The sequence below is a fragment of the Methanolobus sp. WCC4 genome (genome assembly GCF_038022665.1).
In the GTDB taxonomy this organism is placed as follows: domain Archaea; phylum Halobacteriota; class Methanosarcinia; order Methanosarcinales; family Methanosarcinaceae; genus Methanolobus.
Map to the genome: position 1 here is coordinate 1,168,417 of NZ_CP150629.1, position 21,545 is coordinate 1,189,961.

13 protein-coding genes and 1 tRNA gene are annotated in these 21,545 nt (G+C 43.7%); 10 read left to right on the top strand and 4 right to left on the bottom strand.

Annotated elements, in window-relative coordinates:
* Positions 1-25: 25 nt before the first annotated feature.
* Both V7O63_RS05845 and V7O63_RS05850 read right to left on the bottom strand, forming a co-directional pair.
* Positions 26-1,978: a hypothetical protein gene (locus V7O63_RS05845; protein WP_340820570.1), complete on the bottom strand. Its 1,953-nt coding sequence runs from the start codon at positions 1,976-1,978 to the stop codon at positions 26-28.
* Entirely contained in the window at positions 1,953-4,493 is a 2,541-nt protein-coding gene (locus V7O63_RS05850) for a type II/IV secretion system ATPase subunit (RefSeq protein WP_340820571.1), read from the bottom strand. The genes V7O63_RS05845 and V7O63_RS05850 overlap by 26 nt, the downstream gene beginning before the upstream one ends.
* 223 nt (positions 4,494-4,716) lie before the next feature.
* On the opposite strand from V7O63_RS05850, the gene xseA reads away from it, so the two are divergent.
* From xseA to V7O63_RS05865, 3 genes are read left to right on the top strand one after another with little or no spacing between them, the layout of a single operon-like run.
* On the top strand, positions 4,717-5,949 hold the full coding sequence (gene xseA, locus V7O63_RS05855) for an exodeoxyribonuclease VII large subunit (protein WP_340820572.1): 1,233 nt from the start codon (positions 4,717-4,719) through the stop codon (positions 5,947-5,949).
* Between the two features lie 4 nt (positions 5,950-5,953).
* On the top strand, positions 5,954-6,223 hold the full coding sequence (locus V7O63_RS05860) for an exodeoxyribonuclease VII small subunit (protein WP_340820573.1): 270 nt from the start codon (positions 5,954-5,956) through the stop codon (positions 6,221-6,223).
* Between the two features lie 28 nt (positions 6,224-6,251).
* Positions 6,252-7,031 (top strand): methyltransferase domain-containing protein, encoded by a 780-nt coding sequence (locus V7O63_RS05865; protein WP_340820574.1) that lies wholly within the window; start codon positions 6,252-6,254, stop codon positions 7,029-7,031.
* A 42-nt stretch (positions 7,032-7,073) separates the two neighbouring features.
* On the opposite strand, the gene ccsA is transcribed toward V7O63_RS05865, so the two are convergent.
* On the bottom strand, positions 7,074-8,147 hold the full coding sequence (gene ccsA, locus V7O63_RS05870) for a cytochrome c biogenesis protein CcsA (RefSeq protein WP_340820575.1): 1,074 nt from the start codon (positions 8,145-8,147) through the stop codon (positions 7,074-7,076).
* A 4-nt stretch (positions 8,148-8,151) separates the two neighbouring features.
* Complete coding sequence (locus V7O63_RS05875; RefSeq protein WP_340820576.1) at positions 8,152-9,216, bottom strand: cytochrome c-type biogenesis CcmF C-terminal domain-containing protein; 1,065 nt, start codon at positions 9,214-9,216, stop codon at positions 8,152-8,154.
* A gap of 222 nt (positions 9,217-9,438) precedes the next feature.
* Between V7O63_RS05875 and V7O63_RS05880 the strand changes: the two genes are divergently transcribed.
* The 7 genes from V7O63_RS05880 to V7O63_RS05910 all read left to right on the top strand — a co-directional run bounded on the left by V7O63_RS05880 (position 9,439) and on the right by V7O63_RS05910 (position 21,444).
* Positions 9,439-9,981 (top strand): CDP-2,3-bis-(O-geranylgeranyl)-sn-glycerol synthase, encoded by a 543-nt coding sequence (locus V7O63_RS05880; protein WP_340820807.1) that lies wholly within the window; start codon positions 9,439-9,441, stop codon positions 9,979-9,981.
* An 87-nt stretch (positions 9,982-10,068) separates the two neighbouring features.
* Positions 10,069-10,602: an orotate phosphoribosyltransferase gene (gene pyrE, locus V7O63_RS05885; RefSeq protein ID WP_340820577.1), complete on the top strand. Its 534-nt coding sequence runs from the start codon at positions 10,069-10,071 to the stop codon at positions 10,600-10,602.
* A gap of 184 nt (positions 10,603-10,786) precedes the next feature.
* Complete coding sequence (gene purD / locus V7O63_RS05890; RefSeq protein ID WP_340820578.1) at positions 10,787-12,091, top strand: phosphoribosylamine--glycine ligase; 1,305 nt, start codon at positions 10,787-10,789, stop codon at positions 12,089-12,091.
* Positions 12,092-12,129: 38 nt separating this feature from the next.
* Positions 12,130-13,035, top strand: a complete 906-nt coding sequence (gene argF / locus V7O63_RS05895) for an ornithine carbamoyltransferase (RefSeq protein ID WP_340820579.1) — start codon at positions 12,130-12,132, stop codon at positions 13,033-13,035.
* An 84-nt stretch (positions 13,036-13,119) separates the two neighbouring features.
* Positions 13,120-13,207, top strand: a tRNA-Leu gene (locus tag V7O63_RS05900).
* 366 nt (positions 13,208-13,573) lie between these two features.
* Entirely contained in the window at positions 13,574-17,449 is a 3,876-nt protein-coding gene (locus tag V7O63_RS05905) for a PKD domain-containing protein (protein WP_340820580.1), read from the top strand.
* Between the two features lie 983 nt (positions 17,450-18,432).
* Positions 18,433-21,444, top strand: coding sequence for a PKD domain-containing protein (locus V7O63_RS05910; RefSeq protein WP_340820581.1), 3,012 nt, complete (start codon positions 18,433-18,435; stop codon positions 21,442-21,444).
* The last annotated feature ends 101 nt before the right edge of the window (positions 21,445-21,545 follow it).

A 21,545-nucleotide genomic window follows, 5' to 3' on the forward strand; every position in this document is an offset into this window, starting at 1 on the left:
TAGGTTACATCATTCGGTCATGGGATTATATCATTCCCCTGAAAATTATCCTTGAGAGGATCGTCGAGACAGTGAATACGATAATAGTGACCGGAAGGGTCTGACCGATCTCATAACGCAGCTGTGCTCTGTCCCCGCCATATTCTATCGTTCCGGAGAAACGTATGAGTATCACCGTTATCAGGATAATGTAGATCCCAATGGCGAACATGAAAAGGTCAGAGGGAATCGATTGATTCAGATTCTCAGGCGAGATCTGCGCAGGTCCCGGGAATGCATTATCGGGAAGACGGTCGATGCTTTTCGATATATTCTGCAGTATCTTTGCGATCACCTCGGACAGCGCAATGGTGACTCCTGCGATGAGAGGTGCAAAGACCGCGGCCGTAGAACGCATGGTGGATGTCATGTCGTAGAGCGACTGTTTTATCTTGATCTCGACATCCTGTAGCTCTTTGAGATGGTCCGCAAGTTTGACGATTGCAACACCGGCTACCAGATGGCTCTTGCTTACACTTTCCACAAGGAGCAGCATCGTTGTCCTTATCCTTTCGGAGTAGATGTCCCTGAATGCTCCGAAATCCTCGTCGAATATGGCTGAACGGATATCCGTTCTCATATTCATGAGGTTGAGGGATATCCTCTCGAATGCATTCGATATATCAGAGCCTTCCATGGCCCTTGCAGTGTGGATGAAAGCCTCTTCAGCGGACCTGCCCTCGGATATCCTCCTGCCGAGGACGAACAGTGCATCCGAGAACTCGTTCTCCATCCTGCGTATCTCATCCCTTATCCTCTTGTAAGGCGCATAGCTGATATTCAGGTAGATCGCAACAGCGAAGACGATTCCCCAGATGATGAACAGTGTCGGAGGTATTATCCCGTCAAGTGTTCTCGTCGAGACTATGTTCCATGGATTTCCTTTGTATATCAGGATGTATCCCAGGGATGATATGACAACTCCGATGGCTGAAGAGAGGAGCAAAGACAACTGCTTTCTCTTTTTGATCCCTTCAAGTTCCGGGTGGCTTTCGGGTATGTCCTGTGGGATGAATGCCGCAGGTCTTTGCATCAGTATATATTCAGCATAGGTGAAGGTCAGCAGTGGAAGCATTACGTCATAGATAATGACCAGTGTACCAATGCCAAAGCGTATCCCTACAACTGTTATTGCAGGCATGAGCGCAACCAGTGCGAGAGGTATCAGTATGAATACAGAGTAGAGTACGTAGGTAGGTGTCTTCAGTTTTGACGCGAAGGTATCCATCAGGTTACGTGTACTTTCAAGTACAAGGTCCAGTGACCTGTTCAATGTGATGATCCTCTGTGCCTCATCAGGCTCACTTGTGGAGCTTTTGATAAGGTGCAGCGCCCTTTTGAAGTACTCGCTGTCCTTCCCCCAGATATTCGAGAACTCAAGTATCGCGTCATCTATGCCTTTGTATTCCCTTACATGCAGGTTCCATATCATCTTCTTCAGGTCCTTTGCAAGGGGCCTGCTGGAATTGCCGGCAGCAAAACGGATGGCAACCTCCATGTTAGGGACAAGTTTCATTGACATAACTATGTAGCTGATTATCTCAGGGATGTCACCCAGGGAACTTACCTTCATCCATTTAGCGTGTATCTTGATATACTCGCTCAGGTATAGCAGCACAGCAAGAGGGAACAACAGGCTCAACAGTATCACTGCTGTGACGGTCGATCCTTCAAAGGCTGTCATCCTGAAAAGGAAGAAGTCGAAGATGAGTATGCCTATAAGTGCAAGGGCTGCGGCGACATATGAAAAGAGAACTGTCTCATGAGGTTCCAGTGTGAAGCCTGTGTAGACCATTGCATTACGATAGTTCTCGCTGATGGCATTATCAGCTCTCTTACGGAACGAATCGAAGTCCTTTACAAGCCATCTGAAATTGGCAGAGGTGAACTTGCAGCCATTGTAGTACCAGTTCTCATTGTACAGTCTGACCACCTGCACGGGTGCATTGCTCCTCCTGTCCGAAGGGCGGCTGTCCTTCACCTATCATGAGTTGGTCTGTGTAACTTCTACCTGCAAACCCATCGAACCATTCAAGCCACCTGTCACAGATCCTCTGATAATTTGTCCCGTCAGGTTCTGATATCTCCCTATCCATCAGCAACCAGAACATATTGTTTGCAATAGCTACGCTTCTGGCCTCCAGCAGATGCTCATCCTCTTTACCATACTCTGCTATCTTTTCCTTGATCATGGCCCTCATGCGTATGTTACGGGATGCCTCATCCATTGAGATCCCCCACTTATCAGCTATTTTTCCTATCAGGGCCGATCGTCCCCTGTCCATGATGTCAGATGGCTTCAGGCAGTCCTCGTAAGCATCATAGCTGAGTATGTCCGAGAAAACCTTCCCTGAGTCCTCATCCCATTTGTCGTTGACCTCGGCAACCTGCATGACACGTCGTTTCATTGTCATGCTTCCTGAGAGCCTTGTATTGGCACAGATAATGACTGCATCCGTAGCCTTGAAGGATGCAGGCGGTACTCCTAATGTGTTCACCACCCTCTCATATACCGCATCCGTGGAAGAACCATGTATCGTACCGATGACAGAGTTACCTGCTGCTCCCACCTGCATGGCCTCATACAGCACTGCTACCTCAGGACCCCTGACCTCTCCCATTATCAGGGAAGAGCTTCCAAGTCTCAGGGATGCACGCAGCGCCACGGATGGCTCGATCTCGACCCCGTACTTCATGATAGCAGATTGTGAGTTGAGTCCCTGCACCTTCCATCCCATCTCCTGCAATTCCTCAACAGGTATCTCGGATGTGTCCTCTATGGTTATCATGCGGTACTTCTGAGGTATTTCCAGAAGCAGGGCGCACAGTAGGGATGTCTTACCAGCCCCTACTCCACCCGCAACAAGCACGGATGCCTGCCCATCCATTATGAAACTGAGAAGGCCTGCGGTGAGCGGTGAGATGGATCCGTTGTTGATGAGCTTTGGCAGGGTCCAGGGGTCCTTTGCATGTTTCCTGAACGCATAGGCAATACCTTTGGCACTCAACGGGTCACCGATCACCGAGACACGAACCCCATACTCTCTCAGGAACATCTCAAGTACGGGTGTTGCCTCGCCGAATGGTCGGCCACTTATGGAGCGCAGCCGTGAGACCATGGATTCCATATCCTCCTGGGACAGGTATATGTTGGTGATGCATTCCTCACCGTCAAGCACCACATGTACAGGATTCTGGTCTGCAGGGGCATTCACGTAGACATCGGTTACACGCTCGTCGGACATGAGGTCTTCCAGTATGCCCAGTCCGGTGGTATATTTGGTTAGCAGGTCACAGTATAGCTTCACCTTCTCCGGGTCAGATGTGATGTCCTCCACATTCTCCTCTTCCAGCAGAAGCTGCTTGCTGAGCCTGCGGAAGTATTCCCTTGAGTTCACAGGGTCTGAGAAATGCAGGTCTGCAGGCCGGTGCATTATCATCTTCTTCCTGACCCTTTCCACCAGCTTGAGTTCTCTTTCCCCAAGGGCGTACTCGACGGGGTTGATGATGTACATCTTCTCAGGGCGGTCGGTCAACTGGTAGATGTTCACAGGAAGCTTTCTCTCATCCTGATAGCTGATGTCATAACATTCAAGGAATATGGTATTGTCAGGGGGTTCTGTGTATATCCTTGAGGTTGAGAATGGTGGCCTGACATAGGAACGGAGATGCTCTTCGTATTCTGAGCTGAATTCGGTAGTTTGTCCTGCATGTCCGTTGGGGTTGATCCTATCTGAAAGCTTCTTTGATATGGAGTTCATTTCATGAAGGATCTCCACGAACCTGTTCCTGCACCCGGTGCATTCTGGCCGAATTCCTGTTTTCAGGTCTTCGATCCTGTTGTATTCTAACAGTTCAACTATCATGTTACAGGTCTTCAGTGGGTCGGTCCCTGACATGTCCAGTAATGCTTCCATTATCCCTGCATGCTCTTTACTGCAATCCGGGGAAATTTTACATGAACTCTCTACAAGCTTTGTGTTCCTGTATGGTGTGAGTCTGTCCCTCAGGCCTGCCATCAGGTATATCGTTTCAAGTGACCTTCCTTCGTAATCCCTCTCGTAGAGCTTTGAAAGGGTTAGTCGCTCAGCCACTGGTTCTTTCAGGAGGATGTTGAATATGTTCCTCCTGCAATCCTCCTCATCAAAACTGGAAGCAAGGTCACATTCCCTGCAATCGATCGTTATGGTCCTGCTGTTCTTTGAGACCTTTGACCTGTAGGAGCAGATGTCGTCCTTATCTTCTTTCTTTCCGGTGAGTGAGGATATGCACGATATGAGCTTTTCCATTAATCTGCTGGCATCTGCTTTTCTGTCAGTTGATGTTCCTCTTACAGGGTTCTGTTCTAAAAGGATCAGTTGCATTTCCTGATAATGCGTGATACTGACATTCTCATTGTCAGCTATCTGTCCATGATCGCTTATCTCATGCTCTGCGGTTCTTTTTGATTTCACGTTTTTGTCCAACCAACCAATTTATTTGAACAGAACACGGATCTCTATTAAAAGTTTTCCAAATTAATTTAGAATAATTTCTTTTTTTATGATGTAATATTTTTGATAATGGCATTCTGCTTGCTAAGACCGGCAACAATCGTTAATATAATACTTTCACATAACTTTCCTCTGGACTTTATACTCTCAAAGCGTAATTCACTTCAAAGGCCGGAGGTCCTGCATGGGCATATACACCGTTTCACAATTGAATGAGTACATCAAACAGGTTCTGACAAACGACCCGCAGCTTGGACAGGTGTGGGTGCGTGGTGAGATATCGAACCTGACCAAACATAGCTCCGGCCATTATTATTTCACTCTGAAAGATAAGGGCGCCCAGATAAGTTGTGTGAGCTTCAGGATGACGAACCGGACGCTCAAGTTCGAACCAGAGGTTTCCATGAAGGTGCTTGTGTTCGGAACTGTGGATGTCTACACAGTCCGTGGTCAGTACCAGCTAAGGGTACTCGATATGCGGCCTGATGGCATCGGTGAACTATACAAGGCATACGAACAGCTCAGGAACAGGTTGCAGGAAGAAGGTCTGTTCGAGGTGGTCCATAAGAAAAGGATCCCACGTTATCCTTCAAAGGTGGGTGTTGTCACATCTCCTACAGGTGCGGCGATACACGACATCCTTCATGTGCTTAAGCGCAGGTTCCCTGTGGATGTACTTCTGAGCCCTGCTCTGGTACAGGGTGAGAACTCTGCTGAGAGCATCGTAAGGGCCATAGAGCAGCTTAACGAGATGGATGTGGATGTGATGATTGTTGGCAGGGGAGGTGGCTCTCTTGAGGATCTCTGGTCCTTCAATGAGGAGGTCGTTGCCAGGGCGATATTCGATTCAAAGGTGCCAGTGATATCTGCCGTAGGGCACGAGACTGACTACACCATTGCAGATTTTGTGGCTGATGTGAGGGCTCCGACACCATCAGCTGCTGCGGAGATCGCTGTCCCCGAGAGGTCAGACCTGAAAAAACATGTGCTTTCGCTTTCAGCCCGTATGGAGCAGGCTGCAATACATATATTATCTGATAACAGGAGGCAACTTGAGCATCTTTCTTCGAGGATCGAGCCTGAAAGGTTCGCTGAGATCATCCGGCGCGACATGCAAAGAGTGGACGAACTGAGTTCCAGAATGGAGTTCGGTCTCAGAAAGGTGATAGATTCAAAGGCATCATCCCTCTCGGGACTTGCAGGTCGCCTGAATGCCGTGAGCCCCCTGAACACACTGGAAAGGGGATATAGTATCACTTTAAGGAGCATTGACCACAGTGTTGTCAGGAGTATAGATGATGTTGATACGGATGAATCCCTTGACATCAGGATCATGGATGGTACTGTGGAGTGCAGGGTCACCGGTGTCAGAACAGAGGATGGGAACATTGTGGATAGTGGGGAGAAAAGGAGTTGAACTTATGGAAGTTAGGGATGAAGAGAAGAACGGGTCAGAAGAGATTGAAGTACCGGACGATATCAGCTTCGAGGGTTCCCTTGAGGAACTGGAATCACTTGTAGAGAAGCTTGAAAGGGGTCAGCTTACCCTTGATGAGAGTCTCGGACTCTTTGAGCGCGGGATGAAGCTCGCACGTGTGTGCAACCAGAAACTGTCAAAGGCTGAAAGGAAGATAGAGATCCTAATTGAAGAGAATGGGAAGTTGAAAACTGAAAAATTTATAGATGAGTAAATACCTTCTGTGGTGAAGGTAGATATGAATGGAAAAGGATTTTGATGGTAAGAAATATGAGAAGTTCTCCCAGCCGCAGAGGGACTGGGGCAGTAAAGTAATGGAGGAACTTGAACTTCGTGGAGATGAACATATCCTTGATCTGGGCTGTGGCAATGGTCTCCTCACGGCGAAGCTGGCTGAGAGAGTCCCTGATGGCAGGGTTGTAGGTGTTGACAGCTCTGCTTCCATGCTGAAGCAGGCAGAAGAACACAGGGCTGAAAACATGGAGTTCATGCTGATGGATATGGAAACCATGGTCCTTGAGGAAAAGTTCGATGTGGTTTTCTCTAATGCAGCTCTTCATTGGGTCAAAGATCATTCCCATCTCCTGAAGACTATATACGAGAATCTTAGAACAGGTGGGTTCATGAGGGTACAGTTTGCAGGGGAGGGAAATTGCAGGAATCTATATGATGTGCTCATGAAGACTATATCCTCTTCTGAATTTGAAAAGGAGTTCAGTTCACTGGAATGGCCCTGGTACATGCCGGGAACTTCGGAATATGAAGAACAACTCTTATCAGCAGGCTTTGAACAACGAAAGGTCTGGATGGAAGATGCCGACCGCAATTTCCCGGATGAGGCGTCCTTTGTAGGATGGATAGAGCAACCCGGTCTGGTTCCTTTTATGCCTTACCTTGAGGAAGAGAGAACTAAGCTTTTCAGGGATACTGTAGTTGAAGATACTAAAAAAAGAGCTGCTCAGCCGGACGGGACATATTTCGAGTATTTCAGAAGGATGAACGTTTACGCAGTAAAAAAATAAAAATAAAAGGCAGGACAGGGCATATACAAACCCTGCCTTCTGTCAATTCTCTTCTTTCTCATCTTCCAGGTATCTTTTACCAAGCAGGAAGATGCTGCTTCCTGTGAGTATCACAAGGAATGTGGCAATGACAGCTCCTTCTGTTGTGAAATCCTGCCATGAGTGCACAGAGGCCCATATCCCGCTCCTTGTGACGAAGGTTGCGAATATCACAAGTACGAACGAGGCGACTGCAAGCAGTGGTGCCAGGAATCCATATTCTCCATGTCTTGTGCGTGTCTGTGCATGCAGGTAAGCGGTGGAAGTTATCCATGGTATAAGTGATGATGTTTCCACAGGGTCCCAGGTCCAGTACCAAGCACCCCAACCCAGAACCTCATATGCCCAGAATCCTCCCAGGCCTATTCCAAGTGTCAGGAAAAGCCATGCCAGTCTCATCCAGTCCCTTGCTACAAGTGTCCAGCGTCCGTCCTTTGTGATCAGGTTGGCAATTGCTGCTGCAAAGGGTATGGTGAATGCGGCGTATCCGAGGAAAAGTATGGGCGGATGGACCGCCATCCATGGATTACGCAGGAGCGGGTTCATTCCCTGTCCATATGGTACGTCATAAAGTGCAGCAAAAGGGTTCCAGTTGGTGGCCTCGATGGTACCCGACGAGAGTACGCGGAATGCAGAGAAAGGACTGTCGATCACAAGCAGTATCATGAACACGGATACAATTGCCATGGTAACCATGGTAGTGATGTCCATCATCCTTGTCTCGGAGAGTTCCTTCGTGTATCCTGTGTAGCGTACAAGCATCAGCATGACAAGTGTTGCCCAGGTCCAGAGCAGGAGCGATCCTTCCTGTCCTGCCCAGAAGGCTGAGAGGCGGTAGAACCACGAGAGATCCGTACTGGAGTGATTGTAAACGTATTCGTAGGAAGCGTTCACGATCAACAGGTGCAACATGAGTATGAGTGCCGAGAGTGTGATGCTGGCGGTACACAATATCTCCAGTTTCTTAGAGCGTATCCTTGCCATGTGGTCGGATGCCGTATAATAGCGAATTGAATAGAATGTTGCTGCCCATCCGAAGATAAAGGCCAGCCATATGAGTATCATGCCTAAGTTCAAGTCATCATCTCCTGTCCTTTGTCCTCTTATCCCTGCGTTTCTTTATTTCCTGTTCGAGCATCCGGTCATATCTTTCATCTACGCCGGAGCTGACAGCATTGTTGTTGCCGGAAGGCCCTGCATTCTTTGGCCCTGACCCTGATCCGGTTATCTGTTCTGATCTGCGGTCTGTGAACAACAGGGCTATGATGCCTATCACCATGAGGTACATGCCTCCCCAGAGGCAGTTGATGAAGGGTACTGTTCGCATGTACAGGTCTATCTCACCATCTGATTCGCTGATCGCTCTTGGTGCGATGAAAAGTTCCTCGGTAAGTCCGCGGTTGATGAAGGTGGTGGTGTAGGTCTGTCCCCACTTGAAATCGGTTATATATTCGACTTTTCCACTCTTGAAATAGTTCCCATCTTTGTATATGTCGAAAATGACCTCAGTGGTATAGGATGAGCCAGGATACGTTCTGAAAGCCTCTCCACTGTAGTATGAGTTCATACTGTTGACGATAAGCTGGTAATGCTGGCCTTCGAAGGCTGTCATCTCATTTGTCCCGAGCACAGCGGAACTTTCCACTTTCATGTTGGAACTGAGGACGATCCCGAGAAGGATGAGTATGATCCCTATGTGGATAACATGTGCGCTGAGCTTCCTTATCTTTGTGCGGGTATCCATGCTCCTGCTTTTCATATAGATGCCGAATATCCTGTAAAGGGTTGCAAGAAGCGTCACGGTAAGTATTGGTAATGATATGTCTATTGGAGTGTTACCAAAAGGTGAGACAACTGCAAAGATAACAGATACCAATGAAGATGCTCCGACTATGGGGAGTATGTATCTTCTTTCTGCATAGCCCACCAGCATACATGTACTCAGAAGCAGCATTAGGACAGCTACGGGAATGGCGGTTCTGTTATTGAAGTATGAGGCTTCGAGGCTGAGCTCGACCCCGGTGGTGAGTTTTGCGATAAGAGGGGTCAGCATTCCCATTGTAATGATAGTTGCCAGCAGAAGAAAAGTGACAACAGTTGCAAGCATCGTATTGCTTGTTGTCAGTTGTGGTATCTTGTTTTTCATTATGGACTGAATTCTATGTATACACTGTATTTATAGTTAGACCTGAAGGCAAAGTATATTCATACCATGCATTTTTATTTTATCCACTGTATTTCGATATATTAAATAATGATGTTGTATATCAGAACAGAGCAACCGATGAGAATATAGTATTGCTGTTATTGCAGGAATGAGTTGCTAAAAGAGTTACTAAGGGGATCGATACTTACGATAGAGATACTGATAACTGCTGTATGGCTTATGCTTCCAGCTTATTTGCCTAACTCAATGGCTGCCGTTTTCGGTGGCGGCCCTGCTATAGATGGCGGCAGGACGATGTCTGACGGACGGCGTATACTGGGTGACGGTAAAACCTGGCGCGGACTTGTTGCAGGGACCATTTGCGGAATGTTGCTGGGTCTTTCACAAATGTATTATCTTAGCAGGAGCAGCAGCATATTTGGTGTTGAACTGCCCTCCTTTGGTGAAGGTTCTGGTGCCCTGCTTGTGATATTCACCCTTGCTTTCGGCTCACTTCTGGGTGATATGTCCATGAGTTTTGTCAAACGCAGGATAGGATACAAGAGAGGTGCTGCCCTGCCCGGTGTCGATCAGCTTGATTTTGTCATGGGTGCATGGCTGCTGACGCTTATCACATCACCTGCATGGTTTTTGGGCAACTTCACTTTCAGTATCGCCCTTGCTGTACTGCTCTTCACGCCTCTGTTGCATTTTGTGACCAACGTTATTGGATACTACATCGGGGTAAAGAACGAACCCTGGTGAATTCTATGAATTACTATATTTGATATTGCGACCTAAATATTGTCATTGATCGCAAATCTCGAACACTTATACTAATCAGGTGATATTATGTCTGAAGGGAATGGAAAACTTGCATTGATAGATGCCCTTAAAGCATGTGGTGCTGTAAAGTTCGGTGACTTCACACTTGCTTCCGGGAAGAAAAGTACGTACTATATTGATATCAAGAAGGCAAGCACTGATCCTGCTACGCTCAGGGTTATAGCAAGGGAAACAGGAAAGGTTGTAAGCGGCCTTGAACTGGATGCTGTGGGTGGTGTCGCGCTCGGTGGTGTTCCCCTTGCAACGGCCTTATCTCTTGAGACCGACCTTCCGCTTATACTGATACGTAAATCTGAGAAGGATTATGGTACCGGCGGACGCTTTGTAGGCGACTTCAGGGAAGGTTCCAGAATAGTGCTCATTGAAGATGTTACCACAAGTGGCGGTTCTGTCATGGATGCCATAAAGGCCATACGTGAAGCAGGTGCCGTTGTTGACCGTGTCATAACAGTAGTGGACCGTGAGTCCGGGGCTGAGAAGGGTCTGGCTGATATGGGCGTGAAACTCGTCCCTCTTGTCAGGGCAAGCGACCTCATCTAGGCCGACATGGTCGTATCCCGGTGGATCAAGGCAGTTAAGGGAAGCTAAGGCAAGTTATTTATTGCAGGAATTAGAGTTTTAGTATTCTGATACCTGATAAAATAACAAGAAATGATATGATATTGGATAGTACAGGACAGGACCTATCCGCATATCGCATTTTTATGATAACGAGGTTTGATATATGAATATTCTAGTAGTTGGTGGCGGCGGAAGAGAGCATGCTATCACAGCAGCAATAGCACGCAGCAGGAAGGATCCGTCCATCTATGCAGTGATGTCAAAGAAGAATCCTGGCATTGCAGCATTATGTGAGGATTTCCTCCTTGAGAAAGAGACAGATGTGGAAAAGGTTGTCGAGTTCGCGGTATCAAAGAACATCGAACTCGTTGTAGTAGGTCCCGAGGCACCTCTTGCAGTGGGTCTTGCAGATTCCCTTGAGGAGAAGGGCATCAGTGTTGCAAGTCCTAAGAAGAAGGTTGCACAGCTTGAGTTCGATAAGGCATGGGCACGCAATTTCATGAGGAACAACAACATTGCAGGTTGTCCTGTGTTCGATGTCTTCACAGATAAGGATGCAATGGATGCTTTCATCGATGAGCTTGGAAATGTCGCTATCAAGCCATCCGGTCTTACAGGTGGTAAGGGTGTCAAGGTAATGGGCGACCAGCTTCCTGACCTTGAAGCAGCAAAGAAATATGCAGCAGGTCTTCTGGACCAGGGCAGTGTTGTGGTTGAGGAGAACCTCGTTGGTGAGGAGTTCACCCTTCAGGCTTTCGTTGATGGTAAGCATCTTGCTTTCATGCCAACGGTCCAGGACCACAAGAGGGCTTTCGAGAACGACCTCGGACCTAACACCGGTGGAATGGGTTCCTACAATGCGGCTGGCGAGATCCTTCCTTTCCTGACGGAAGAGGATGTTGAAAGCTCAAAGCAGATCATGAAGGATACCGTTACTGCACTTTACAAGGAGACCGGTCAGGAGTACAAGGGTACGCTGTACGGTCAGTTCATGATAACAAAGGACGGTCCAAAGGTCATCGAGTTCAATGCACGTTTCGGAGATCCCGAGGCAATGAATGTACTGCCTTTACTTGAGAGCGATTATGTGGATATCCTGGCTGCAATGGCAAGCGGTACACTTGATAAGGTCGATGTTAAGTTCAGTGGCAAGGCAACTGTATGTAAGTATGCTGTACCTGCCGGTTATCCTGACCATCCTACAAAGGACAGGGAGGTCGTTGTTGGTGACATCGGCGATGCGGTACTCTTCTATTCAAGTGTCTATGAGAAGGACGGAAAGGTCTGTACAACCGGCTCAAGGGCTGTTGCGGTAGTAGGAATTGCGGATTCCATTGAAGAGGCGGAGAAGATAGCCCAGAATGCACTGGAGAACCTTTCCGGCGACCTGCACTACAGGAACGACATTGGTAAGGACTTCCTCATTCAGAGGCGTATCGACCATATGAATGAGATACGAGGGAACTGATAATAATTTGAATCTAGGTAATTGCGAAGGCTGATAGTATGAAACACCTGATATCAATGGCTGACCTGACCCACGATGAGATAGTTGAGATACTCGATATGGCGGAGGACCTTAAGGAGAAACGCCTGAGGGGCAAGGTCACGGACCTGCTGAAGAACAAGAGTCTTGGTATGATATTCGAGAAATCGTCCACTCGTACCAGGGTGTCTTTCGAGGTTGCCATGTGCGACCTTGGGGGACATGGACTCTACCTGAACCCCAGGGATATGCAGCTTGGCAGAGGCGAGACGGTCGGGGACACTTCCGAGGTGCTCTCAAGATACCTCTATGGTATCATTGCCAGGGTCTACAGCCATGAAACGGTGAAACAGCTTGCTGAGCATTCCTCTATCCCTGTGATCAATGCGCTTTCCGATAAGGAACACCCATGCCAGATACTTGCCGACCTGCTCACGATCCGTGAGTACAAGACCAAACTGGCAGGTCTGAAATACACATGGGTGGGCGATGGTAACAATGTGTGTAATTCAGCTATCATCGGCGGTGCCCTCATGGGCATGGAGGTCGCTGTTGCATGTCCTCCGGGATACGAGCCTGATGAGGATATCGTTGAGCTTGCAAGGGAGCTTGGCGGAGTTGTCACTATCACCAACGACCCTTCAGAGGCTGTAAAGGATGCTGACATCCTCTATGCCGACGTATGGGTATCCATGGGCGATGAGGATGAACGCGAGAAACGCCTGAAGGACCTCGCACCATACCAGATCAACTCAGAACTGGTAGAGCAGGCCAAACCTGATGTTATCGTGATGCACTGCCTCCCTGCACACCGCGGCGAGGAGATCAGTGCCGAGGTAATGGACGGTCCTCACTCGGTGGTCTTCGACCAGGCCGAAAACCGCCTGCACGCCCAGAAAGCACTCTTACTGAAACTGCTGGCATGATGCCACCGGTTTCAACAAACATTTTTTAACTTTTCAAACACAAGGTTTAATTAGAAAAAGCCGCTACTAACCAACATTCACAATGCGGGAGTTGCCCAGCCTGGCCAAAGGCGCTAGGTTCAGAGCCTAGTCTCGTAGGAGTTCATGCGTTCGAATCGCATCTCCCGCACCATGTTTTTATGTTTTCTATCTCTTCTGAAAAATGGATCTTCTGAATTTCAGGATATCTATGTGTTAATTAATGATATAATATTTCTACGGCTATTTTGTGTAGTTTTTTATTTTGTCTTCTTCATATAGTTAATATCTTCTATTTAATATAAATAATTAAATGCAAATTTGAAAAAATATTTATTCCTGAATCAGTATCTTTTTACAAAAGACATAAATTTGAATGTGTTCACTTTGATTATTTAGTCATGCTTTGTTTTCTTCTCTAATTGAAAACTAAGGATGCACTTTTAGATGGTGGTTTTTTAAAATGAATGTTAATTGCGGGATTATGATTTGGTTGGGGATGATTTTGATCATTCTGAGTATGGGAACTGCAACAGCAGAAACTATCACAGTTGATGACGATATTGGCAGTGCAGAATATACCTCTATCCAGGCAGCTATCAACGCTTCAAGCCCCGGTGATACAATTCTCGTATATCCAGGGAATTACATCGAAAATGTAGATGTCAATAAACAGTTAACTATAACATCAACTGATGGCGCTTCAGTTACTAATATTTCCGGTCCCATCTACTATGATGGTATTTTACCCTACGATGATCATGTTATTGACATTACTGCAGACCAGGTAACAATCAGTGGCTTCACTGTAAGCATGGTAGGGCTTCAAAAATCATGTATTTTCCTGAACGGTTCTAGCTACAGTACCATAGAAAACAACGAAATAATAATTTCAAACTACTACTACGCTGGCGGCTATGGTATTAATTTGGAATCTTCAAGCAACAACGAGTTAGTAGGTAACACAATAACGGCCAGTGGTCTTCGTATGGGGTGGGAGGATCCCTATTCCACCGGTATCCGCCTATACACATCTAATGATAGTATCATTATCAGTAATACTATAATGGACTGTACTTATGCAGGCTTCGAATTATATAATTCTGGCAACAACAAGTTAACCGACAACACAATAGTGAATAATGTATGCGGTATTTATTTCTACGAGTACGTCTACAACAACAAAATCTACAACAATTTTTTTAATAATTCAGACAACTTGGCAAATGTAGATTATTTAGATACCAATTTATGGGACACTGAAATAATAGATGGACCCAACATCATAGGTGGCCCTTATATTGCAGGAAATTACTGGGCAAAACTTGACGGAACAGGATTCAGCCAAACACATACAACAGATGCTAATGGAGATGGCATATGCGATAATCCATATGTCATTAATGAAAAAAACATTGATCACTTCCCACTCATTTTGCAGACAAACCAAGCACCTGTAGCAAATGAAGATGAGATTTACTTTGAATTTACAAGTAATTTAGATCTTGAAACTGCAAATGGTGTTACTGTAGTCGACAATTATGCTTACCTAGCTGCGAACAATGGACTTGTAATAGTCAACGTAAATGATCAAACGGAACCAACAATAGTTGGTACTTGTATAACTGGTGGAGAAACAACGGATGTTGAAGTCATCGGAAATTATGCCTACGTAACCGACCTTTATGAGGGTCTGTTTATCATCAATGTAAATGATCCCACTACACCAACAATTGTAGGTACTTGTTATACTGATGGTTATGCAAGTGATATTGCTATAGTTGACAATTCTGCTTACATATGCAATGTCTATGGCCTTGTGATTGTTGATATAAGTAATCCTGAAAATCCTTTGTTAATAGATTATTGTGAAACTGAAGGACTGGCAGGAGATGTTGTAATATCTGGGAATTATGCTTTTTTAGCTGATGGTTTGACATGCTTAGAAAGTTTCAAAATTATAGATATAAGTAATCCTCCTTCATTTCCATATACAGGTCTTTACTTGGTAAATCCTGGTGTATGGTCTTTTGGTGCAATAGAACTTGCTAAATCCGGTGATTATGTCTACCTTGTTGATTGGGTTAATAATAAATTAATTGTTGTCAATGTAAGTGACCCAACAGCACCAATAATGGAAGGGCTTTATAATGCTAGCGGGAACGATATAGTAGTAAAAGATAATTACATATATTTAGTAACTAAAGAAGCAAATCTCATAGTCTTAAATATTGATGATCCAATAGCACCGACTTTTGCCGGCAGTTATAGCTATCCTACCAGTTTAGAATATGATTCTGGACAGAGTGTTTGTATTTATGGAAATTATGCATATATGACCTGTGAATATGATGGACTTATTATTCTTAGAATTAATCCACCATTAGTACCAAATAACTCACCATCAGCTATAATCTCTCCAATAGACCTTGATTATGAAGGTTCGCCTGTAACCTTTAATGCTTCCGAATCATATGACCCTGATGATAATCCACTCACATACAAATGGGACTTTGATAATGATGGAACATGTGATTTTGAATCAGAATCTCCTTATGCAACACACACCTGGGATGATGACTATAGTGGTGATGTCAAGTTGGAAGTTAGTGATGGTATTTTAACCAGCACTGATACGATTACTGTTACCGTGGGTAATGTTGCACCAAACATTACATCCTTTGAAGTACAACAAACCGAGCCTGTAGAGATAGGTACAGAAATCGATCTTAGTTGCACTTTCACAGATATGGGTTTAGGTGATACTCACGACTGTATCATTGACTGGGGCGATGGAACAGCAACAGAACTACTCTCAGTTACCAGCCCCGTGAGCAGTTCCCACGTATATTCTACATCCGGTGTTTATACAGTTAACCTCACCATAGAGGATGATGATACTGGATATGATACAGAGAAGTACCAGTATGTTGTTGTCTACGACCCCGAAGAAGGATTTGTATCAGGGGAATTAAACTGTCCAGCTCATCTATATGCTTATGATTTAGAAGAAAGATATACCGGATTTTATGGTTCAGTAATTTTGGAAGAAATACCCAATTCATTCTATAACGGTCCAGAATATGATCCTGAAAAGATAATCATTCTAGGTCAGTCAGATACTATTGTGTATGTTGTTGATTCTTATGATGAAGGAACATTTGACCTTAAATTAAAGCAAAGCAATCCAGAAGGTTTGATTGAAGTTGAATATCTAAATGTTGAGCTTGATGAAGACACAACTGCTACAATATCTGTGAACTCAGAAACCAATGATTTCTCGATGCTGATCGATATGGACAACAATGGTGAAATTGATATTATCAAAGAACTGGACTCTGTTGCAATAAATGGTAATATTGTTAATGCACCTACAGCTGTAATCTCATCATTTGAACCTGATACTGCATATGAAGGTTCGCCTGTGACCTTTAATGCTTCCGAATCATATGACCCTGATGATGATCCACTCACATACAAATGGGACTTTAATAATAATGGAACATGGGATTTTGAATCTGAATCTCCTTATGCAACACACACCTGGGATGATGACTATACTGGTGATGTCAAGCTGGAAGTTAGTGATGGTATTTTAACCAGCACAGATACAATTACTGTTACCGTAGGCAATGTTGCACCAGTCGTTGGTTTTATCGATGTACCAATTAATCCGGTTGTGTTAGGCACTGATGTCACAGTTTCAGCTTCATTTGAGGATGATGGGACAGAGGATACACACATGCCAGTTTGGAACTGGGGGGACGGCAATTATTCATCAGATGAGGTATTCAAAGACAGGTCAGGTGAAGTCTCAGATACCTATACTTATGATCAACCAGGTGTCTACACCATAACACTGGAAGTGGAAGATGACGATGGTGGTTCTGGCACGAGGATTTCTGAACAATATGTTGTTGTGTACGATCCAGATGGTGGATTCGTAACTGGTGGTGGATGGCTTAGCTCACCAGAAGGTGCCTATGTAACAGACCCAACCCTGACCGGCAAGGCAACCTTTGGATTTGTATCCAAATTTAAAAAAGGAGCAACTATACCAACCGGCTCAACTGAGTTCCAGTTCCGCGTTGCTGATCTGAACTTCAAGTCAACAACTTATGATTGGCTTGTAATTGCAAGTTCAAAAGCCATGTACAAAGGTACTGGAACCATCAATGATGAAGGAAATTATGGTTTCATGATATCTGCTGTTGACGCTGAACTCACATCAAGCACCGGTATTGATCTTTTCAGGATGAAGATATGGGATATTGATGATGATGGTACTATAGTTTATGACAATATGGTTGCATATGAAGAAAATGTAGATCTAACATCACTAATTGAAAAACCAGAGATTGGGGGGGGATCGATCAAGATACATAACGGAGAGTGAATGGGAGGAATTAATCTTCCTCTTTATTTTTCCCTTGTATGATTAAATAGCATAAATGGATTGTCAGTTTCATTCACACAAATCACAATATTGCTATAAATTAGACAACGCTTATTATCTCTAATTTCCATTAATAAATAATTAAAAACTATTATAATAATGTATAAGCGAGTTTAAAAGTACCATTTGACTTACGATTGGCACTTTTGGAGACTTTTTGATAAATAATATGTAGACTGTATAGTTAATCCTTAAATTTTTATTGACAAAAATTGAGATTAGTTTTCTCCATCAATTTTTAAATTTTTTAATTACTCATAGATTTATTGACTTTATGAACCGTTGCCAGGTGTTCCCCAAAGAACATGTATTTCTAAGAATGATGTTCTTCATCACTATATCGGGATTAACTCAACTTGAAGAACTTGATTGAATGATTAATCAAGTATAATGTGCCCTTAACAAACCTCACAGAACTCCACAGTTGAGATAAATTGAATAGTTTTAACTTATCCTGCTATACATGTGATATGAACCTTAAAACCTATTTTGCTTCAGTTCAAATTATACTTTTCATAAAGTATAAGATAGATACAACTTTTCGGTATTTTGTTATCTATAATTATAATTCATTGTTATATAAATTCTCACCAATAATACAAAAATCCATATTTCATTTTAAATATGGTTTATGTATATTTCTTCACAAATAATTAAATCTCAATTTTCACAATATTTCTAATACATTTCATAAGTTTTTTATATTAATAAATTTATATTTATTAATAGAAGGAATTTGACATTATCCTTTGGATAATTAGTAGTGTTTATTTTTCTTCTTTAATCAAGCAAAACTGTACTATTTAGCACTCTAAGTGTCGTAGTGCTGGGTACAAAAAGAGATCATTAAACTTATACAGAATATTCAATACTAGCAGAACGATCTCTTTTTGTTCAGTGGTACAAAAGGGATATGTGGTGATATGGTAAATAATTTCAGAAAGATACTTTGTATTGGTATTACTCTTATAGTAATAATATTAAGCATGAATGGTACAGCAAGTGCAGATGAAGTAAATATAAATTTTCAATCTGGAATTGGGATTTATGTACAGGCTCTTGCAATATCTGAAAATTATGCATATGCAGCGGGAAGTGGGGCTTTTTATGTAATCGATATAACTGACCCTGAGAACATATTCGTGGTCGGAACATTAAATCGAATATGTGGTATGTCAATGATATTCGATGTTACACTATCTGACAACTACGCCTATGTAGCGGATTATGAAAATGGCATTGAGATTATGGACATAAGTGATCCATTATCACCGCAACTTGTTTCTAGATATGGTATCCCTTGTAGTGGTCGTCTTTCTGCAAGTGAAGTAGTTATATCAGACAATTACGCTTACGTGGCTGAGGACAACATAGGCCTTTTGATAATAGATATCAGTGATATATCGTCTCCAACACTCATAGGCACTTATGAAACTGGTGACAATGGAGATTGGAAAAAAGGTGTCGATGTAAAAGGAAACTATGCCTACCTAGCTGATGAAACCAATGGTCTGGTAATTATTAATGTTACTACTCCTACTTCCCCTACAATTGTAGGCACTTATGATACTGCTGGTTCTGCATGGGATGTCAAAGTCTCTGGAAATTATGCTTATGTAGCTGATGGTCCTAATGGTCTTGTAATTGTTGATATTACTGACCCCACATCTCCTTCATTAGTAGGTACTTGTGATACTGATGATTGGGCCTGGGATGTTGTTATTTCCGGTGATTATGCCTACATAGCAGATGAAATGAATGGTCTTGTAATTGTTGATATCAGTAATCCTGAATCACCGACTTTTGCAGGTGGGTACGATGCTTGTCGTGCATACAATGTTGCCGTTTCTGGTAATGATGTCTATGTAGCTGGTAATAATGTCTATGTAGCCGGTACAGGCATAATTGCCCTTCAGACTGATATATCATTAGTACCAAACAATCCACCAATTGCTGCAATATCTCCAATAGATTACGCCTCCGAAGGTTCGCCTATAACCTTTAATGCTTCCGAATCATATGACCCTGATGATAATCTGCTCACATACAAATGGGACTTTGATAATGATGGAAAATGTGATTTTGAATCAGAATCTCCTTATGCAACACACACCTGGGATGATGATTATACTGGTGATGTCAAACTGGAAGTTAGTGATGGTATTTTAACCAGCACTGACACGATTGCTGTTACTGTGGGCAATATTGCACCAACCATAACATCCTTTGGAGTACAACAAACCGACCCTGTAGAGATAGGTACTGAAATTGGTCTTAGTTGTACTTTTACAGATCCGGGTTTAGGTGATACTCACGACTGTATCATTGACTGGGGTGATGGAACAGCAACAGAACTACTTTCAATTACCAACCCAGTGAGCAGTTCTCACGTATATTCTATGTCCGGTGTTTATACAGTTAACCTCATCATAGAGGATGATGATACTGGATATGATACAGAGGAGTACCAGTATGTTGTTGTGTACGATTCCGATGAAGGATTTGTATCAGGGGAATTAAACTGTCCAGCTCATCTATATGCTTATGATTTTGATGGAATAGAAATAAGATACACTGGATCAGTGGGATCAGATATTTTTAGAGATATACCCAATTCTTTCTATAACGGCCCAGAATATGATCCTGAAAAGATAATCATTCTAGGTCAGTCCGATACTATTGTGTATGTTGTTGATTCTTATGATGAAGGAACATTTGACCTTAAATTAAAGCAAAGCAATCCAGAAGGTTTGATTGAAGTTGAATATCTAAATGTTGATCTTGATAAGGACACAACTGCTACCATATCGGTGAATTCAGAAACCAATGATTTCTCGATGCATATCGACATGGACAACAATGGTGAAATTGATATTATCAAAGAACTGGACTCTGTTGCAATAAATGGTAATATTGTTAATGCACCCACAGCTGTAATCTCATCATTTGAACCGGATACTGCATCTGAAGGTTCACCTGTAACTTTTAATGCTTCCGAATCATATGACCCTGATGATGATGAACTTCAATATAGATGGGACTTTAATAATGATGGAACATGGGATAGCAAGTGGTCGAGTAATTACACTGCAACACACACCTGGGATGATGACTATAGTGGTGATGTAAAACTGGAAGTTAGTGATGGGATTTTAACCAGCACAGATACAATTACTGTTACCGTAGGCAATGTTGCACCAGTTGTTGGCCTTATCGATTCACCAATTTATCCGGTATTGTTAGGCACTGATATCGCAGTTTCAGCTTCATTTGAGGATGATGGGAAAGAGGATACACACATGCCAGTTTGGAACTGGGGGGACGGCAATTATTCATCAGATGGGGCATTTAAGGACAGGTCAGGTGAAGTCTCAGGAACCTATACTTATGGTCAACCAGGTGTCTACACCATAACACTGGAAGTGGAAGATGACGATGGTGGTTCTGGCACGAGGATTTCTGAACAGTATGTTGTTGTCTACGATTCAGATGGTGGATTTGTAACTGGTGGTGGATGGATTAGCTCACCAGAAGGTGCGTATGTAACAGACCCAACCCTGACCGGTAAGACAACCTTTGGATTTGTATCCAAATTTAAAAAAGGAGCAACTGTACCAACCGGTTCAACTGAGTTCCAGTTCCATGTTGCTGATCTGAACTTCAAGTCAACAACCTATGATTGGCTCGTAATTGCAAGTTCAAAAGCCATGTACAAAGGTACTGGAACTATCAATGATGAAGGAAATTATGGCTTCATGATATCGGCTGTTGACGCTGAACTCACACCAAGCATCGACATTGATCTCTTCAGGATGAAGATATGGGATATTGATGATGGTGAGATAATTTACGACAATATGCTGGGTGCTGATGAGACCGCAGATCCAACGACTGCAATTCAGGGCGGGTCAATCAAAATCCACAACGAAAAGTAGGTAGTAAATTGTGGATGTGTTTAATTCTCCACATCCTTTTTTTAGTTGGGTTAATACCCTCAGTTTTCTTCTATATGACTGGAAGTCAAAACAACTTATAG